The sequence below is a fragment of the Pseudomonas sp. BCA17 genome (genome assembly GCF_004519405.1).
Taxonomy (GTDB): Bacteria; Pseudomonadota; Gammaproteobacteria; order Pseudomonadales; family Pseudomonadaceae; genus Aquipseudomonas.
The window spans coordinates 34,791-51,970 of record NZ_SGWI01000010.1 but is presented as its reverse complement, the minus strand read 5'-3'; the positions used below and the strand labels follow the sequence as shown (position 1 = coordinate 51,970).

Genomic DNA, 17,180 nt, shown 5'->3' with positions numbered 1-17,180 from the left:
AGCGCCTTCTCACTACCCGTCGGGTAGTTGTTTCAATGTGTCACCCGAGGCGCCAATGTACCGTTTGTACCGTTTTTCGTTTCACCGCCCCTTGCTTGCCCTCAGTCTGGGGCTCGTTGCCCAGTCCACTTACGCAGCGTTACAACCCATGGCCGAAGCCCCGCTGGCCAGCGACACCGAACTGCACTGCCATTTCAACCGCGACGCCAGCACCGACTGCACCACCACCTACCACTACACCATCCTCAAGCCCAACGGCCGCGAAATGCTGTCGCGCATCGATTTCGACTACTCCGAAGGCGACACCTTCGAAGTGATCAGCGCGCAATCCACCCAACCCGGTGCGAAGCCGGTAGCACTGGGTGCCGCGCAGATCGACACACGCACCGCACCCAACCCGGACCAGGGCTTCAAGCGCGACAAGCAAACCTCCCTGGCCTTTCCCAACCTGCGCGTCGGCACCCAGATCCGCTACACCGTGCGCGAACATCATCCGGCGAAACCGCTGATGACTCAGTTTCACTACGCGCTCAAGTTCGGCCCCAGCGCAGCGCGACGCGACCGCTTCAAGGCGCGCTTTACCGCCGAGCGGCCGATCCAATGGCGCAGCGAACTGTTCGATGATTTTAAAGTGACGCCATCGGCCAACGGCAAGACCCTGGACGTGGTGCAAAAAGCCCCGGTCTACCTCAACTACATCAACGAATCCTCCAGCGCCGCACTGTTGCGTATTCCGCGCCTGGAAGTGGGCAGTGCCCTGGATCGCCAGGCCTACTTCGGCGATTTCGCCCAGCGCTACAACCAGATCCTCGACGCCAGCCTGCCTGCACAAAGTGCCGCCGCCGTGGTCGCTGCACGTGGCCTGGCACCGGCCGAGCAAGTCGCCGCACTGATGCAGCACATCAACGACCACTACCGCTACCTGGGCGACTGGCGCGCCACCGAGCGCGGCTACGTGCCGTTCAGCCTGGAGGAAATTGAGCAGCACGGTTATGGCGACTGCAAAGACTTGGCGATTCTGCTGACCGCCATGCTCAAAGCCCGTGGCATCAAGGCCGAGACGGCCTGGGTCAGCCGTGGCGATGTGGCCGAATCGTTGTTGATCCCCGGTACCCTCGCACCGAACCACGCCATTGTCCGCGCCGAAGTGAATGACCAGGTGTGGTGGCTCGACCCGACCAACCCGGTGTTCGCGCCCGGCCAGGTCATGCCGGACATCCAGGATCGCTGGGTACTGGTCAACGATGCCCAGGGCCAGGTACGCGAAGAGCACATCCCACTGGAACGCCCCGAAACCACCCTGCTCCTGGATAAAAAAGTCCATCTCGACAAACAGGGCAACGGCGCTACCCAGGCCACCATCACCTTCAGCCGCCTGCCGCTGATGCAACTGAGCGTCGCCGACCGCCAGCAAGGCGCCACCGCCACCGACCAGAACATCTGCGCCAACTTCGGCAACGAGATCAGCGACTGCCACATCACTCGCGAGCCCACCGCCTTCGTCGTGCACGACGGCTACACCGTCAAGGCCACCTTGAACGACCAACGTGCCCTGGAAAAACTGGCGAACGACTACGTCTACACCGACCCATCCTTGAAAGACCGCTGGGACGGTTTCATCAACTACCGCCGCCACGGGCAACAGGCTGACCTGGACCTGGGCAACCCCGAAACCCATGACTACACCATCACCCTCACGGGCGGGCAGATGGAAAAAGCCATTCCCGGATGCCAAGTGCGCTCGCCCTGGTACGACATGGACCTGAGTGGAACCCGCAAGGACGGCGAACTGCGCTATCAGTATCGCCTGAGTCAGAAAAAGCGCTGGCTGACCCATGACGAGGTTGCCAGTGAGGCGTTTGGCAAGATGATTGAGGACGCCCGGTCCTGTGCCGAGCAGGTGCATCAGGTGGTCAAGCTCTAAACCTCATCTGACCCGACACCCGCAAAATGTGGGAGGGGAGCAAGCCCCCTTCCACATTTTTTTCAGCTGGCCTCGCCCAGCAGCAGGCTTTGCTCTTGCGCGCACAACTCCACCACGTAATCCCACAACACCCGCAACCGCACAGATTTGTGCAATTCGCGCCTTGAGCTGATCCAGTAACTGCGCTGGATACTCTCCCCCGGCAACAACGCCACCAGATCCGCGTCCCCTGCCGCCATGAAGCACGGCAATACCGCGATTCCCAACCCCGAGCGCGCGGCCTGGTGCTGGGCGATCACGCTGGTGCTGTGGAACACCACTTTAGGGTTTCGGCAAAAGCTGCTGAGGAATTTCAGTTCCTGGCTGAACAGCAGGTCATCCACGTAATCGATCCATGAATGGGCGGCGAGGTCTTCGCGTTTTTCGATTGGCGGATGGCGGTCCAGGTAGGCACGGCTGGCGTAGAGCGCAAGGCGGTAGTCGGTGAGTTTGCGGGTGACGAGTTGGTCGACGCTGGGACGTTCGAGGTGAATGCTGATTTCCGCTTCACGGTTGAGGATGCTGACGAAGCGCGGCACGGCCACCAGCTCCACTTCCAACCCCGGATACCGCTCGAATAGCCCGCCCATGCGTCCGGCCAGGAACATCACCCCCAACCCCTCCGCCACACCCAGGCGGATCTTGCCCAGGGGCGCGGCCGAATGGGTGAGTTCGTCTTCGGCCAGCAAGGCGACGTTTTCCATTGCCTCGGCATGCTTGAGCAGCGCTTCGCCGGCGGGCGTCAGTTCGTAGCCCTGGGCGTGCTGCACGAACAACGCCGTGCCAAGGCTTTTTTCAATGGCTTCGATATGCCGGGCGACGGTGGCGTGGGTGGTTTTCAAGCGTTGCGCGGCGGTGAGCAGGCGGCCACTGCGCTGCAACTCCAGAAAATACCGCAGGTCGTTCCAGTCGAACATATCGCCTCCCTTGCGTAAGTCCGCTGCACGCTGTTTAAAAACGCACAGCAGCTGGGTAAAAACTAACATTTTTAAGACGAAAACTAACAACTAGGATGAAGCCAATAAGAAAAACAAGCGAGGCCCGAGATGCCCATTGCTACTGCTGAATACGATTACGTGATAGTCGGCGCCGGCCCGGCTGGCTGCCTGCTGGCCAATCGACTGTCGGCCAACCCGGCCCACCGCGTGCTGCTGCTCGAAGCCGGCGGTCGTGACAATTACCCCTGGATTCATATCCCCGTAGGCTACCTGTTCTGCATCGGCAACCCGCGCACCGACTGGTGCTTCAAGACCGAAGCCCAGGAGGGCCTGCAAGGTCGTGCGCTGAGCTACCCGCGCGGCAAGGTGCTGGGCGGCTGCTCATCCATCAACGGCATGATCTACATGCGCGGCCAGGCCCAGGATTACGACGGCTGGGCGGCGGCGGGCAATTCGGGTTGGGCCTGGAAGGACGTGTTGCCGCTGTTCAAGCAAAGCGAACACCACTTTGCCGGCAACTCCGAGTTTCACAGCGAGGGTGGCGAGTGGCGCGTTGAACAACAGCGTCTGCACTGGCCGATCCTGGATGCGTTCCGCGACGCGGCAGCGCAAAGCGGCATCGCGCCGATCAACGACTTCAACCAGGGCGATAACGAAGGCTGCGGCTACTTCCAGGTCAACCAGAAGGCCGGCGTACGCTGGAATGCGGCGAAGGCCTTTCTCAAGCCGATTCGTCAGCGACCCAATCTCACCGTGTTGACCGAAGTGGACGTCGACCGCGTGTTGCTGGAAAACGGCCGGGCAACTACCGTCCTCGGCCGCCAGCATGGCCTGCAGGTCAGTTGGAAGGCGCGCAAGGAGATCGTGCTGTGTGCCGGCTCCGTGGGCTCGCCGGGCATTCTGCAGCGTTCGGGAATCGGTCCGTCCAACGTGCTCAAGCCTCTGGGCATCAATGTGCTGCATCACCTGCCGGGCGTCGGCGGCAACCTGCAGGATCATCTGCAGTTGCGCCTGATCTACAAACTGGAAAATGCACGCACCCTGAACCAGATCGCGGGCACCCTGTGGGGCAAGATGGGCATGGGCCTGCGCTACCTGTATGACCGCAGCGGCCCGTTATCGATGGCGCCCAGCCAGCTCGGCGCGTTTGCCCGCTCCGGCCCGGAACAGACCTCGGCCAACCTCGAATACCATGTGCAACCGCTGTCCCTGGAGCGTTTCGGCGAACCGCTGCATGGGTTCCCGGCGTTTACCGCATCGGTCTGCGACCTGCGTCCGCAAAGCCGTGGCCGCGTCGATATTCGCTCGGCCAACCCGGCAGATGCGCCATTGATCCGGCCCAACTACCTCAGCCATCCGCAGGACCTGCAGGTGGCCGCCGACGCTATTCGCCTGACCCGGCGGATCGTTGCCGCGCCGGCGCTGAGCCAGTTCAAACCGGTGGAATACTTACCCGGTGATGCGCTGCAAACCGAAGAACAACTGCACGAAGCCGCCGCGCGCATCGGCACCACGATCTTCCATCCGGTGGGCACTTGCCGCATGGGCGACGACAAGGACGCGGTGGTCGACGCGCAACTGCGCGTACACGGCGTACCCGGCCTGCGCGTCGCCGATGCCTCGATCATGCCGCGCATCACATCCGGCAACACCTGCTCACCTACCTTGATGATCGCGGAGAAAGCTGCGCAGCTCATCTTGTCGCCGAATACTGTAGAAGCGAACTTGCTCGTGAAGAACCTCAACGAAAAAGCAGCACATCCGGCTTAACCTGGCGCTCCCGGTTTTTTCGCGAGCAAACCCGCGCCTACGGATAAATGAAGCAATAGCGGCGCCGCCCCCGGCGCCGACAGTGGAACAACAATAAATAATCACTGTGAGGGCTACCCGATGTCAGAACATGCTCAACCCCTGGGCTCGGCAATCAACGCGAGCACCAGCAACGACTCGAAGAAAGTCATCTTTGCCTCATCCCTCGGGACGGTGTTCGAGTGGTATGACTTTTTTCTCTACGGCGCCCTGGCGGCGGTGATCAGCAAGCAGTTCTTTGCGGGGGTCAACGACACCACCGCGTTTATCTTCGCCTTGATGGCCTTTGCAGCTGGCTTTGTAGTGCGGCCGTTCGGCGCGCTGGTATTCGGCCGTCTGGGGGACATGATCGGGCGCAAATACACCTTCCTGGTCACCATCATCCTGATGGGCGTGGCGACCTTCTGTGTCGGGTTGCTGCCGAACTACGCCAGCATCGGCATCGCCGCGCCGATCATCCTGATTGTGCTGCGCATGCTGCAGGGCCTGGCGCTGGGCGGCGAATACGGCGGCGCGGCCACCTACGTGGCTGAACATGCTCCCACCGGTAAACGCGGTTTGCACACCAGTTGGATTCAATCCACCGCCACCATTGGCCTGCTGCTCTCACTGCTGGTGGTGCTGGCCTGCCGTTACTTCACCGGCGACCAGTTCGAGGTGTGGGGCTGGCGTATACCGTTCCTGTTCTCCATCGTGCTGCTGGGCATTTCCACCTGGATCCGCATGAGCCTGCACGAGTCGCCCGCGTTCCTGAAAATGAAAGAAGAAGGCAAGGCCAGCAAATCGCCGATCCGGGAATCTTTCGGCAAATGGGAAAACCTCAAGGTGGTGTTGATCGCCCTGTTCAGCATCAACGGCGGGCAAGCGGTGACCTTCTACGCGGCACAATTCTATGTGCTGTTTTTCCTCACCCAATTCCTGAAGATGGACCCGGCGCTGGCCAATATGCTGCTGATCATCAGCGTGGTGATTGGCGCGCCGTTCTTCATTCTGTTTGGCTGGCTGTCGGACAAGCTAGGCCGCAAGCCGGTATTGATGCTCGGCCTGTTGCTGGCGACCGTGTTGTACTTTCCGATCTTCAAGGGCCTGGCCCATTACACCAACCCGGCGATGGACCAGGCCAGCCGCCAGGCACCCATCACCGTGCTGGCTGATCCTGCCACCTGCACCTTCCAGTTCGACCCGGTGGGCAAGGCGCGTTTTGACAGCCCGTGCGACAAGGTCAAGACCTTCCTGGTCAAACAAGGCCTGCCGTACAGCAGCGCCGCCGCCCCGGCGGGCAGCCCGGTGCAAGTCAGCGTGGGCGATGTGCGCATCGACGGTTTCGACGAAGCCGCCCTGCGTGGCGCGGTGACATTGGCCGGGTACCCCACTTCGGCGGACGTGGCCCAGGTCAACAAGGTGATGGTGGTGGTGCTGATCGTAGCGCTGATCCTGATTGCCGCCATGTGCTACGGCCCGCTCGCGGCGTTGATGGTGGAGCTGTTCCCGACGCGTATCCGCTATACCTCGATGTCGCTGCCTTACCATATCGGTAACGGCTGGTTTGGCGGGTTCCTGCCAACCGTATCGTTTGCGTTGGTGGTGTACACCGGCGATATCTTCTACGGCCTGTGGTACCCGGTGGTGGTGACCGGGGTGAGCTTGATCGTGGGCTTGTTCTGCCTCAAGGAAACGCGGCATGTGGATATCGATAACAACTGAATGAGCGTCAAGGAGCAAGCGGCAAGCGGCAAGTAAAAGCCCATTGGCTCTTTCTTGCAGCTTGCAGCTGGAAACTTAAAGCTGTACATCCATACAGATAATGGTTGATCAAATTCCTCCGACTGCGCATCCTGCAAGGCATCAACCCGATCTGATGTGATGACCATGCGGCTGTACCTCTGTGAAAAACCCTCCCAGGCCAAAGATATCGCGGCTGTGCTCGGCGCCAGCCGGCGCGGCGACGGGTGCTGGCTGGGTAATGGGGTCACAGTCACCTGGTGCATCGGCCACCTGCTGGAAACCGCCCCGCCCGATGCCTACGACACCCGATACAAGCGCTGGGTACTGGCCGACCTGCCGATTGTCCCGGAAAAATGGAAGATGCTGGTCAAACCCAAGACCGCCAGTCAGTTCAAGGCGGTCAAGCGCTTACTGGGAGAAACCCAGGAGTTGGTGATCGCCACCGATGCCGACCGCGAGGGCGAAATGATCGCCCGTGAACTGGTAGAGCATTGCCGCTATCGCGGGCCAATCCAGCGTTTGTGGTTATCGGCGCTGGATGACGCCTCCATCCGCAAGGCCCTGGCTGCGCTCAAGCCCGGTGCTGAAACCTTCAGCCTGTATCACTCGGCCCTCGGCCGTTCACGCGCCGACTGGCTGATCGGTATGAACATGAGCCGCTTGTTCACCCTGCTCGGGCGCCAGTCCGGTTATCAGGGCGTATTGCCCGTCGGCCGGGTACAAACGCCGACCTTGCGCCTGGTGGTGGACCGCGACCGCAGCATCGCCGACTTCGTGCCGGTGGCCTACTGGGCCATCGATGTCGACCTGCGCCACGAGCGCATGACCTTCATGGCCCAATGGCGGGCAGCCGAAGATGCCTGCGACGACCAGGGGCGTTGCCTCAACCCACAACTGGCGCGGGAGGCGGCCGACGCCATGAGCAATGCCGGCACCGCGCGACTGATGCAGCTGCGTACCGAACGCATGCGCGAAGTGGCGCCCCTGCCCTTCGATCTGGGCACCCTGCAGGAGATCTGTTCGAAGAAGCTCGGCCTCGGTGCCCAGGAAACCCTGGATATCGCCCAGTCGCTTTACGAAACCCACAAGGTCATCACCTACCCGCGCAGTGATTGCGGCTACTTGCCGTTGAGCCAGCACCGTGAAGCACCGGGTATTCTTGCGGCACTGGGGCGTGCGGATGCGACGGTGAATGAACTGATGCCTCATATCGACCCCCAACGCCGCTCCCGCGCGTGGAACGACGCCAAGGTCAGCGCGCACCACGGCATCATTCCCACGGGGGCCGGCAAGGATGTCACGCAACTGACCGGCAAACACCGCGCCGTTTACACCCTGATTCGCGCACGTTACCTGGCGCAGTTCCTGCCCAACCACGAGTACGATCGTACCCAGGCGGATTTTGACTGTGCGGGCCAGGCGTTACGCGCGGTCGGTAAAGTCATCATTGAGCCGGGTTGGAAACGCGCCTTGCCCGAAGCCCTGGCGCCCGCCAAAGGCCGAGAGGCACCGGCCCCGCAAGCCTTGCCGCCACTGGCGCAAGGTCAGGACTACAGCGTCGCCAAGGTCAACCTGAAAGACCTATGGACCCAGCCACCCAAGCCCTTCACCGAGGGCGACCTGATCAAGGCGATGAAAAACGTCGCCAAACTGGTGGAAGACCCACTGCTCAAGCAAAAGCTCAAGGACACCACCGGTATCGGCACCGAGGCCACTCGCGCCGGGATTATCCAGGGGTTGTTGGACCGTGGTTATCTGGTGAAAAACGGCAAGGCGCTCTCTGCCACCCCGGCGGCATTCAGCCTGATCGATGCAGTGCCCCGCGCGATCGCCGATCCCGGCACTACCGCAATTTGGGAACAGGCGCTGGACATGGTGCAAAGCGGGGAAATGAGCCTGGAAGAATTCGTCGCCAAACAGGCAGCCTGGATGAGCAAACAAGTGGCCCGCTGTAACGGCATGCGCATGACGATTACCGGCCCGGCAAGCCCTGCCGGCAAAAACGCTCCTGCGTGGAAAAAGAAACGAAAGAACGCACCACGCAAGGCGGCTACCGCCCCCAGGCGGGGAAAAAGCCGACAAACACCGGATAACCGTTAAAAAAATCGGCAAATGACGTTTTTCGACAGGTTTAACGCCGCTTTGCACCTTGCGGCACGGTGGCGCGTCTAGGATTCTTTAGGAGGACCCTGACTTCCTAACAACAACACCGGAGTGGCCGCCATGAAAACCGTTGCACAAGTGCTTAAAGCCAAGGACCAGAAAAACCAGGACGTCCATACCATCCAATGGGACCACACCGTATTTGAGGCACTGGTCCGGATGTCGGAAAAAAACGTCGGGGCCTTGCCGGTCGTCAAGGAAGGCGTAGTGGTAGGGATCATCAGCGAACGGGATTACGCACGCAAAATCATGCTCAAGGGCCTGTCTTCGGTCACTACAAAAGTGCATGAGGTGATGAGTTCTCCGGTGATAACCGTCGACACCCATAAAAAGGTCGATGAGTGCATGAATATCATGACCGACAGCCACCTTCGGCACCTGCCCGTGGTCGAGGACGGTCAACTGTTGGGCCTGCTGTCCATCGGGGACCTGGTGAAGGAAGCCATCGCCGACCAGGCTGATCTGATCAAGCAACTGGAGCAATACATCCGCGGCGAATAGGGGGACCCATGCTGGACACGCTGGAACATCAAGAAGACCACCTCGACACCCTGCACCGGGCCATGGCCGAACGGCGCTTTCTGGTACTGACCGGTGCGGGGATCAGTACGTCGTCGGGCATTCCCGATTATCGCGACAGTGAAGGCGTACGCCGGGGCAAGGCGCCAATGATGTATCAGGAGTTCCTGGCCACCCCGCAGGCGCGGCGGCGTTATTGGGCTCGCGCCATGCTGGGCTGGCCAAGGGTGCGTATTGCTCAGCCAAACAGAGCCCACCTGGCACTGGCCGCGTTGCAGCACCGCGAACGGATCAGCGGCTTGATCACGCAAAACGTCGACGCGCTGCATGATCAGGCCGGTAGTCATGATGTGATTGAACTGCACGGCAACCTGCACAGGGTACTGTGCCTGGACTGCCAGCAACGCAGCGAGCGCGATGTGATCCAGCGGGTGATGGAACACCAGAACCCGTACCTGGCGGGTGTCGATGCCGTACAGGCGCCCGACGGCGACACCTTGCTCGATCCTGCCTTTGAGGAGCGCTTCCAAGTGCCCCACTGTCCTTATTGCGATGGCCAGCGGTTGAAACCGGATGTGGTGTTTTTTGGCGAGAATGTCGCCCAAGTCACGGCTGCCAAAGCAATGGCTGCGGTGGAGCACGCCGAGGGCTTGCTGGTGGTGGGCTCCTCACTGATGGCCTATTCAGCATTTCGCCTGTGCAAGGCGATGGTGGAGCAAGGTAAACCGGTGATTGCCATCAACCTGGGCAAGACCCGCGCAGATGACCTTCTGCAGGTAAAGATCGAAGCATCATGCGAGCGGCTGCTGCCGCTGTTGGCCGCACGATTGACTTGATTTTGCGTTCGACCTGTCTTTCAAAAAATGACGCCCAAGTCACGTTTTATCGCATTCTCCCGTCCCCACAACGGTTTTTGTAGTGCGCAAAAAAAATCACTACATAATCGTTGACGTAACCTTTTTGTCCTTGCATGATCTAGACGTCTCCCGGATCGGGAGCGTTGGTAACCGTGTTTTGAACAAGCTCGTCTGACCGCCGAGCTGTTTTTTCCGGATGTGCACTGCCCACAAGGCAGATTGATGAAGCTGACCGGCCCGCAAGGTTCGGTACAAGGAGCTCAAACGCTGCTTGTCTTCGTTATGAAACCATTGCGTAGCAGTTCATCAGCAAGACTACATGCATCAGGTTCAAGACCCTGCCCGTATTCGGCAGACAGTCGCTGACGCCCGGTTTTCGGAACCGGAGACAACTAACGTGAATCAACTGATAGATCGCCAACTGGTCAAGGGGCTTACACATGAATCTGAACAACCAACCAACTATCAATGAATTGGCTGAAATGTTCGCAGCGCAGAAAGACACACTCGACGACCATATCCTGTGGGTAGGTAAATCGGGCGAAGTGAAAATCGACTGCCTGGCGCCCCACACCGAAGAAGCCGAGTTCGACCGAAATAACCGCGAACTGGCGGCGCGCCTGAAGATGTACCGCCGCGGCCAGGGTTATGTCGGCAAAAAGGCGGCCGCTGACCGCAACTTTATCGAGCAAGTATTCGACACACTTAACAATGCCTGGGCGTCATTCAAAGACAACTCGCAAGTTAAGGTGATCGACCGTTACTACTAACTGACAAGTAGTACTCACCTCTTTATGGGAGCTGGCTGGCCAGCTCCCATACTTGTATCTGGCATGCTCAAAAAGTTGGAAACCTGCCCTTCTCCGCTTCATCCCGAAAAATATCAAACAACACTTGCGCCGCCGCCGAGAGTTCATGTCCCGGTTTGGTCAGCACGCCAATCGGCCGTTCGATCACCGGGTCACTCAAAGTGATGCAACGAGCGCCCGCCTCCTCCATCTGCCGTGCACATAACGCGGGTACGGCACTGACACCCAGCCCACTGGCAACCATCTTGCCCACCGTCGCCAGCTGATGACTCTCCAAAGCCACCGGCAGCTTCATCTGCAGGGCGCCAAGGTGTTCCTCCAGCATGACCCGTACCGTGGAGGGCCGTTGCAAGGTAATGAATGGTTGCTCCAGCAAGGTTTTCCAGTCGACTTCGGCACGCTCGGCCAAAGGTGACTCACCCGGCACCACTGCAACGAATCGATCGAGGTACAACGGCGTAAATGCCAACGAAGACCCTTCTGAAGGCTCGAACGCCACACCCAGCTCCACCTGGCGGTCGCGGACCATCTCCAGCACCTGCTCGTTGATCAGGTCATGCACTGTCACGTTCACCTGGGGGTAACGTTCGCGAAATATCTTGAGGATCGGCGGCAACAGGTTGCCCGCGAACGACGGCATCGCCGCCACCGTCACCCGTCCGCGCTGCAAGGTGAAGCGCTGGCGCAGTTCATCTTCGGCGTTGTCCCAGTCAGCAATCAGTCGGCGCGCCAGAGGCAACAGCGATTCACCTTCAGGGGTCAGCGCAACGTTGCGGGTATTGCGGCTGAACAAGCGCCCGCCCAGCCCCTCCTCCAGGCCCTTGATGGTCAGGCTCAGTGCCGATTGGGAAAGGTGCAGGCGCTCGCAGGCCGCAGCAAAACTCAGGCTCTGGGCCACGGCGAGGAAGGCACGCATCTGTTTAACTGTCATGAGGCGACTCCGAACGGCCAGGCAACTATGCTGTTTTTTAAATCAATCAACCTTAAAAAACAACTTAACAAATCAATGCTTCGGCGCAACACTCGGTTCATTGGCTGGCCCACAAACAATAAAAGAGGTGCGTATGGCAGGTTTCGATAAACGCGTGGCGTCCTATGAAGAAGCCCTGGCAGGCCTGGAAGACGGTATGACCGTGCTGTCCGGTGGTTTTGGCCTTTGTGGCATTCCGGAAAACCTCATCGCCGAGATCAAGCGCAAAGGCACCCGAGACCTGACCGTGGTTTCCAACAACTGCGGCGTGGATGGTTTCGGCCTGGGCGTACTGCTGGAAGAAAAGCAGATCAGCAAGGTGATCGCCTCGTACGTCGGTGAAAACGCGCTGTTCGAGAAGCAACTGCTCAGCGGCGAAATCGAAGTGGTATTGACCCCCCAGGGCACCCTGGCGGAAAAAATGCGCGCCGGCGGCGCCGGCATCCCGGCCTTCTTTACCGCAACCGGTGTCGGCACTCCGGTTGCCGAGGGCAAGGAAACCCGCGAATTCAACGGTCGCCCCTACTTGATGGAAGAGTCCATCACCGGCGACTTCGCCATCGTCAAAGGCTGGAAAGCCGACCACTTCGGTAACGTCATTTATCGTCACACCGCTCAGAACTTCAACCCGCTGGCCGCCACGGCGGGCAAGATCACCGTGGTTGAAGTCGAGGAAATCGTCGAACCGGGCGAGCTGGACCCGGCGCAGATCCACACCCCTGGCATCTACGTCGACCGGATCATCTGCGGCACCTTCGAGAAGCGCATCGAACAGCGCACCGTCCGCAAATAATCCACCTCCAGCCCAGACAATAAGAGGAAAAGAACATGGCTCTTACCCGCGAACAAATGGCTCAACGCGTCGCCCGTGAAATGCAGGACGGTTTCTACGTCAACCTCGGCATCGGCATTCCGACGCTGGTGGCCAACTACATTCCCGAAGGCATGGAAGTGATGCTGCAGTCGGAAAACGGCCTGCTGGGCATGGGCCCGTTTCCGACCGAAGAAACCATCGATGCCGACATGATCAATGCCGGCAAACAGACCGTGACCGCACGTATCGGCGCCTCGATCTTCTCCTCCGCCGAGTCCTTCGCGATGATTCGTGGCGGCCACGTCGACCTCACCGTACTCGGCGCGTTTGAAGTGGACGTACACGGCAACATCGCCTCGTGGATGATCCCAGGCAAACTGGTCAAAGGCATGGGCGGTGCCATGGACCTGGTGGCCGGGGCGGAAAACATCATCGTGATCATGACCCACGCATCCAAGGACGGTGAGTCCAAGCTGCTCAGTCAATGCAGCCTGCCGCTGACCGGCGCGAACTGCATCAAGCGTGTACTGACGGACCTGGCCTACCTGGAAATCGAAAATGGCGCTTTTGTCCTCAAGGAACGCGCACCTGGCGTCAGCGTCGAGGAGATTGTGAGCAAGACCGCCGGTAAACTGATCGTCCCGGACCACGTTCCGGAAATGCATTTCCAGTGAGGACAGATTCCATGCAAGACGTCGTGATTGTTGCTGCCACCCGCACCGCCGTGGGCAGCTTCCAAGGTTCACTGGCAAGCATCCCGGCACCGGAACTCGGCGCTGCGGTGATCCGCCGCCTGCTGGAGCAGACCGGCCTGGATCCGGCCCAGGTGGATGAAGTCATCCTCGGCCAGGTACTCACCGCCGGCTCCGGCCAGAACCCGGCGCGCCAGGCCTCGATCCTGGCCGGCTTGCCCCACGCGGTGCCAAGCCTGACGTTGAACAAGGTTTGCGGCTCGGGCCTCAAGGCCCTGCACCTGGGCGCCCAGGCCATCCGTTGCGGTGACGCCGACGTGATCATCGCCGGCGGCATGGAGAACATGAGCCTGGCGCCGTATGTCTTGCCGGCCGCGCGCACCGGTTTGCGCATGGGCCACGCCAAGATGATCGATAGCATGATCACCGATGGCCTGTGGGATGCGTTCAACGACTACCACATGGGCATCACCGCCGAGAACCTGGTGGACAAGTACGGCATCAGCCGCGAGGCTCAGGACGCTTTCGCCGCCGCCTCGCAACAAAAAGCCGCCGCGGCTATCGAAGCCGGGCGCTTTGTTGATGAAATCACGCCGATCCTGATCCCCCAGCGCAAAGGCGACCCAGTGGCCTTCGCCGTGGATGAACAACCGCGCGCCGGCACCACTGCCGAATCCCTGGCCAAGCTCAAACCGGCGTTCAAGAAAGACGGCAGCGTCACTGCCGGCAACGCTTCCAGCCTCAACGACGGCGCCGCTGCGGTGCTGCTGATGAGCGCCGACAAAGCCCGCGCCCTCGGCCTGCCCGTATTGGCGCGTATTGCCAGCTATGCCAATGCGGGCGTCGACCCAGCCATCATGGGCATCGGCCCGGTCTCGGCGACGCGCCGCTGCCTGGATAAAGCCGGTTGGAAACTGGCCGACCTGGACCTGATCGAAGCCAACGAGGCTTTCGCTGCACAGTCTTTGGCGGTGGGCAAAGAGCTGGAGTGGGACGCTGACAAGGTCAACGTCAACGGCGGCGCCATTGCCATCGGCCACCCGATCGGCGCGTCAGGCTGCCGTGTGCTGGTGACCCTGCTGCATGAAATGATCAAACGCGATGCCAAGAAAGGCTTGGCGACGCTGTGCATCGGTGGTGGCCAAGGCGTAGCCCTCGCCCTCGAACGCAACTGATTCAACGCGCAGTACGGAAAAGGTCCGGTTCCACGAAAAACCGGGCCTTTTCTTTTTTGCGGTCGCGTCAGAAAAACACAACCCGACTGTGGGAGAAGCTTGCTCCCGATTCGCTGGATCAGCCACCCTATATATCAACTGATCCATGCCCATCGGGAGCACGCCCTCTCCCACGGTTGATCTGCGTTAGCTGTCAGGTTGTGGCACCGCAAACACCGCATTCGCCCGGGCCACCACCCTACCCCCCACCTGCAGGCTCACGGTGGCAAACGCCAGCTGCCGACCGCGTTTATGGTGTTCCAGTCGCACCACAATCCAATCCCCCACCCGCACCGCCCCCAAGTAATCCAATGTCATGCTCGCCGTAATCAACGGCAACGGCGGCTCGCTGGAAAACGCCATCGCATACCCCATGCCGACATCCGCCAGGGTCGCCAACACGCCGCCATGCACCGTGCCGCGCCCGTTGGCGTGGCGGTTATCCGCACGCAGACCAATTTCAAGGTGCAGCCCCTCACCCCGGCCATAGGCAGGGCCCAGCAAATCAAGCAGTGGGCTACTGCGCGGCAGCGAAATAAAACCTTCGGGCACGGCATGAACATTCATGATGAATTCGTCCTTGGAGTGAGGTTTGAGGTGTACTCCAGGGCCGATGTGAGGGCCATCACCATCAGCCACGCATATCCCCTCTGATGCTTTGCGTTAATCCGCCAGACCCGGTTTAATCGCCGTCAATTCCCCCTCCCCCCAAGGAACTGCAATGCGCCATCTGGACGGCAAATCTCGCCCGCTTTTCATGCTGTTACTGGCCGGGCTGACCTTGGCCGGCTGTTCGCCCAAGGACCACACCCGCGCTACGGTGATCAACGGCGAACAAGGCCGGGCCGGCGCGCAACTGGCCTACGAACACGAGCTGACCCTGGCACTGCCCGGCGCTCTGCTCGCACCGCGCATGCAAGCCACTCGCGAAGCCTGTGAAACCGCACGCTTTGGTGCCTGCAATATTCTGGGCATCACCGAAGACGGCAACGGCGGCGAGATCATCCTGCGCATAGCGCCTGCCGGTGTGGAACCGCTGGTCGCGATGGCGGCTGAAGGCGGCAAACTCGGCCAGCGCATCACCACCGCCGAAGACCTGGCCGATGCGGTCAATGACGTAAAGCGTCGCCAGGCGCGCCTGCAAGCCCAGCAGCAGCGCCTTGATGAACTGGCCAAGCGCAAGGACATCACCGTCAGCGATCTGATCGCCTTGAGCAAGGAACAGGCGTCCATCGAGAATGAACTGCAGGAATTAGCCCAGCTCGCTGCCGGCCAGCAGCGTCGCCTCGATACCAACCGCGTTACCCTTAACTTCCGCTCGTCCGACGGTGCGAACCAGCAGTCGCGCTTTAGTCGGATGTTCAGCAACCTGGGCGACAACCTGGTGAACGGCACGGCTGACGCCCTGGAGCGTGCCAGCTATGTATTGCCCTTTGTGATCCTGGCGTTCCCCGTGGTGTGGCTATGGGTAGGGTTGTGGCGCCGGTTCGTCAAACGGCGCACCTGATCAACGCTTCATACAGCGCTGATATCGCTCATCCACCCGCTGGGCAAACCACGCCGTGGTCAGGTTGCGAGTGATCTTCGGGCTCTTGAGCACGATGCCCGGCAGGATCGCCCGCGGCATCGGCTTGCCGGCGGCCTTGTCGGCCAGGGCGAACACGCGCTTGTAGAGCGTGGTGTCCTCAAAATCCAACTGCTCGCCCTGCTCCAACTGGCTGCGGATACTCGGGTTGCGCATGTCCAGTTTCGACCCCAGCGAGCGCACCGCCAGCTCAGTGGTACCCGGCAGCAATGATCCGTAACGAATCAAGTCCCCATCCAACGCCAGTTCGGTGCCAGTGATACGGCTGACGGCGGCCTGGAACGCGGCGTTGCGGCTGGCATACCAACCGGCATTGAAGTCGGCAAAACGGTACAGCGGCCGATCGTAATTCACCGGGTAGCCGAGCAGATGCGTGATGCCGAAATACATGCCGCCACGTCGGGTGAAGACTTCCCGACGAATCGAGCCATCCACCGTGTAGGGATAATCCCGCGCATGTTGCTGCGCAAATTCGATGCTCACCTGCATCGGGCCGGCGGTGTGTACCGGGTTGAAGCCGCCGAACAGGGTATTTCCCAGCGGCACCATGCTGATGAAGTCGTCGAATATCCCGCTCAGGTCCTTCTCCGTGCGCGCGGCGTTCAGGCGCTCGGCGTAGGACTTGCCGTTGGGCGAGCGCAATTGCAGCGTGGTGCGTATCACGAACGCCGGCACGTGGACCTTGCCGGCCCTGCGCAGGATTTCATCCTGAGCGATCTTGCCCATGTTCGGCACCACAGGGTCGACCTGGTAAGTGGACTCCTGCTCGGTGACCGCCAGCACGGCACAGATATTTTCGGTACTGGGATAGATCTTCCGGGTGTCGAAGGCCGTGTAGATATCCTGAGCCCAACCGTTGCGGTCCGGGACTGACGCTGGCAGCAGGCGCACGATCTGAGCCTTCACATCGGCCTCGCTGCGCTCCGGCTGCAGCGGGTTGCGCGTGGTGGAACAACCGGCCAGCACCAGCAAGGTGGTGAGACACAGGATCATGCGGCTTGAATACATGGGGCTTCCTTGAACGACGACGGACCGGGCATTGCGGATATCGACAGGTAAGTCTAACCGGGGTTCGCCGACTTGCTGTCTCCCCCTTCGCAGCACCGTGTTCAGGGCCTTGGC

The 17,180-nt window shown here is 60.6% G+C and carries 14 protein-coding genes and 1 pseudogene; 11 read left to right on the top strand and 4 right to left on the bottom strand.

The features are described from left to right. The first annotated feature begins 64 nt into the window (after positions 1–64). The gene (locus EXW71_RS27465) at positions 65–1,924 is read left to right on the top strand and encodes a DUF3857 domain-containing transglutaminase family protein (protein ID WP_134660750.1); all 1,860 of its coding nucleotides are present in this window, start codon (positions 65–67) and stop codon (positions 1,922–1,924) included. 62 nt (positions 1,925–1,986) lie between these two features. On the opposite strand, the gene EXW71_RS27460 is transcribed toward EXW71_RS27465, so the two are convergent. Next, positions 1,987–2,880 (bottom strand): LysR family transcriptional regulator, encoded by an 894-nt coding sequence (locus EXW71_RS27460; RefSeq protein WP_134660694.1) that lies wholly within the window; start codon positions 2,878–2,880, stop codon positions 1,987–1,989. Positions 2,881–3,009: 129 nt separating this feature from the next. Here EXW71_RS27460 and EXW71_RS27455 point away from each other — a divergent pair, with 129 nt between their 5' ends. The 6 genes and pseudogenes from EXW71_RS27455 to EXW71_RS27430 all read left to right on the top strand — a co-directional run bounded on the left by EXW71_RS27455 (position 3,010) and on the right by EXW71_RS27430 (position 10,744). Next, the gene (locus EXW71_RS27455; RefSeq protein WP_134660693.1) at positions 3,010–4,671 is read left to right on the top strand and encodes a GMC family oxidoreductase; all 1,662 of its coding nucleotides are present in this window, start codon (positions 3,010–3,012) and stop codon (positions 4,669–4,671) included. 120 nt (positions 4,672–4,791) lie between these two features. Beyond that, a complete protein-coding gene (locus EXW71_RS27450) occupies positions 4,792–6,414 on the top strand; it encodes an MFS transporter (protein ID WP_134660692.1) in 1,623 nt (540 codons plus the stop codon). A 165-nt stretch (positions 6,415–6,579) separates the two neighbouring features. Further along, a pseudogene (locus EXW71_RS27445) lies at positions 6,580–8,528 on the top strand (DNA topoisomerase III). Between the two features lie 130 nt (positions 8,529–8,658). Next, the gene (locus EXW71_RS27440) at positions 8,659–9,099 is read left to right on the top strand and encodes a CBS domain-containing protein (protein ID WP_123717719.1); all 441 of its coding nucleotides are present in this window, start codon (positions 8,659–8,661) and stop codon (positions 9,097–9,099) included. 8 nt (positions 9,100–9,107) lie between these two features. After that, the gene (locus EXW71_RS27435) at positions 9,108–9,953 is read left to right on the top strand and encodes an NAD-dependent protein deacetylase (RefSeq protein WP_134660691.1); all 846 of its coding nucleotides are present in this window, start codon (positions 9,108–9,110) and stop codon (positions 9,951–9,953) included. A gap of 461 nt (positions 9,954–10,414) precedes the next feature. Further along, entirely contained in the window at positions 10,415–10,744 is a 330-nt protein-coding gene (locus EXW71_RS27430) for a hypothetical protein (protein ID WP_060756451.1), read from the top strand. A 67-nt stretch (positions 10,745–10,811) separates the two neighbouring features. Here the strand turns inward: EXW71_RS27430 and EXW71_RS27425 are convergent, their stop codons facing one another. Beyond that, on the bottom strand, positions 10,812–11,714 hold the full coding sequence (locus tag EXW71_RS27425) for a LysR family transcriptional regulator (RefSeq protein WP_134660690.1): 903 nt from the start codon (positions 11,712–11,714) through the stop codon (positions 10,812–10,814). A 133-nt stretch (positions 11,715–11,847) separates the two neighbouring features. Between EXW71_RS27425 and EXW71_RS27420 the strand changes: the two genes are divergently transcribed. From EXW71_RS27420 to EXW71_RS27410, 3 genes are read left to right on the top strand one after another with little or no spacing between them, the layout of a single operon-like run. After that, positions 11,848–12,546, top strand: a complete 699-nt coding sequence (locus EXW71_RS27420; RefSeq protein ID WP_010211319.1) for a CoA transferase subunit A — start codon at positions 11,848–11,850, stop codon at positions 12,544–12,546. Between the two features lie 35 nt (positions 12,547–12,581). Then, entirely contained in the window at positions 12,582–13,241 is a 660-nt protein-coding gene (locus EXW71_RS27415; RefSeq protein WP_032886654.1) for a CoA transferase subunit B, read from the top strand. Between the two features lie 11 nt (positions 13,242–13,252). Continuing rightward, positions 13,253–14,434: an acetyl-CoA C-acetyltransferase gene (locus tag EXW71_RS27410; protein WP_123717722.1), complete on the top strand. Its 1,182-nt coding sequence runs from the start codon at positions 13,253–13,255 to the stop codon at positions 14,432–14,434. A gap of 186 nt (positions 14,435–14,620) precedes the next feature. Here EXW71_RS27410 and EXW71_RS27405 read toward each other — a convergent pair whose 3' ends face one another. Next, complete coding sequence (locus tag EXW71_RS27405; protein ID WP_123717723.1) at positions 14,621–15,040, bottom strand: PaaI family thioesterase; 420 nt, start codon at positions 15,038–15,040, stop codon at positions 14,621–14,623. A gap of 154 nt (positions 15,041–15,194) precedes the next feature. Here EXW71_RS27405 and EXW71_RS27400 point away from each other — a divergent pair, with 154 nt between their 5' ends. Further along, positions 15,195–15,980 carry a DUF4349 domain-containing protein gene (locus EXW71_RS27400; protein WP_134660689.1) on the top strand — a complete coding sequence of 262 codons (786 nt, stop codon included), beginning with the start codon at positions 15,195–15,197 and terminating at the stop codon, positions 15,978–15,980. Here EXW71_RS27400 and EXW71_RS27395 read toward each other — a convergent pair whose 3' ends face one another. After that, a complete protein-coding gene (locus tag EXW71_RS27395; RefSeq protein WP_134660688.1) occupies positions 15,981–17,066 on the bottom strand; it encodes a DUF1615 domain-containing protein in 1,086 nt (361 codons plus the stop codon). Between the last annotated feature and the right edge of the window lie 114 nt (positions 17,067–17,180).

What these genes read in the sequence shown, in the direction of transcription:
- EXW71_RS27460 (WP_134660694.1), bottom strand. Translation starts at nt 2,880, where the DNA reads ATGTTCGACTGGAACGACCTGCGGTATTTTCTGGAGTTGCAGCGCAGT.
- EXW71_RS27455 (WP_134660693.1), top strand. Translation starts at nt 3,010, where the DNA reads ATGCCCATTGCTACTGCTGAATACGATTACGTGATAGTCGGCGCCGGC.
- EXW71_RS27450 (WP_134660692.1), top strand. Translation starts at nt 4,792, where the DNA reads ATGTCAGAACATGCTCAACCCCTGGGCTCGGCAATCAACGCGAGCACC.
- EXW71_RS27440 (WP_123717719.1), top strand. Translation starts at nt 8,659, where the DNA reads ATGAAAACCGTTGCACAAGTGCTTAAAGCCAAGGACCAGAAAAACCAG.
- EXW71_RS27435 (WP_134660691.1), top strand. Translation starts at nt 9,108, where the DNA reads ATGCTGGACACGCTGGAACATCAAGAAGACCACCTCGACACCCTGCAC.
- EXW71_RS27430 (WP_060756451.1), top strand. Translation starts at nt 10,415, where the DNA reads ATGAATCTGAACAACCAACCAACTATCAATGAATTGGCTGAAATGTTC.
- EXW71_RS27425 (WP_134660690.1), bottom strand. Translation starts at nt 11,714, where the DNA reads ATGACAGTTAAACAGATGCGTGCCTTCCTCGCCGTGGCCCAGAGCCTG.
- EXW71_RS27420 (WP_010211319.1), top strand. Translation starts at nt 11,848, where the DNA reads ATGGCAGGTTTCGATAAACGCGTGGCGTCCTATGAAGAAGCCCTGGCA.
- EXW71_RS27415 (WP_032886654.1), top strand. Translation starts at nt 12,582, where the DNA reads ATGGCTCTTACCCGCGAACAAATGGCTCAACGCGTCGCCCGTGAAATG.
- EXW71_RS27410 (WP_123717722.1), top strand. Translation starts at nt 13,253, where the DNA reads ATGCAAGACGTCGTGATTGTTGCTGCCACCCGCACCGCCGTGGGCAGC.
- EXW71_RS27405 (WP_123717723.1), bottom strand. Translation starts at nt 15,040, where the DNA reads ATGAATGTTCATGCCGTGCCCGAAGGTTTTATTTCGCTGCCGCGCAGT.
- EXW71_RS27400 (WP_134660689.1), top strand. Translation starts at nt 15,195, where the DNA reads ATGCGCCATCTGGACGGCAAATCTCGCCCGCTTTTCATGCTGTTACTG.
- EXW71_RS27395 (WP_134660688.1), bottom strand. Translation starts at nt 17,066, where the DNA reads ATGTATTCAAGCCGCATGATCCTGTGTCTCACCACCTTGCTGGTGCTG.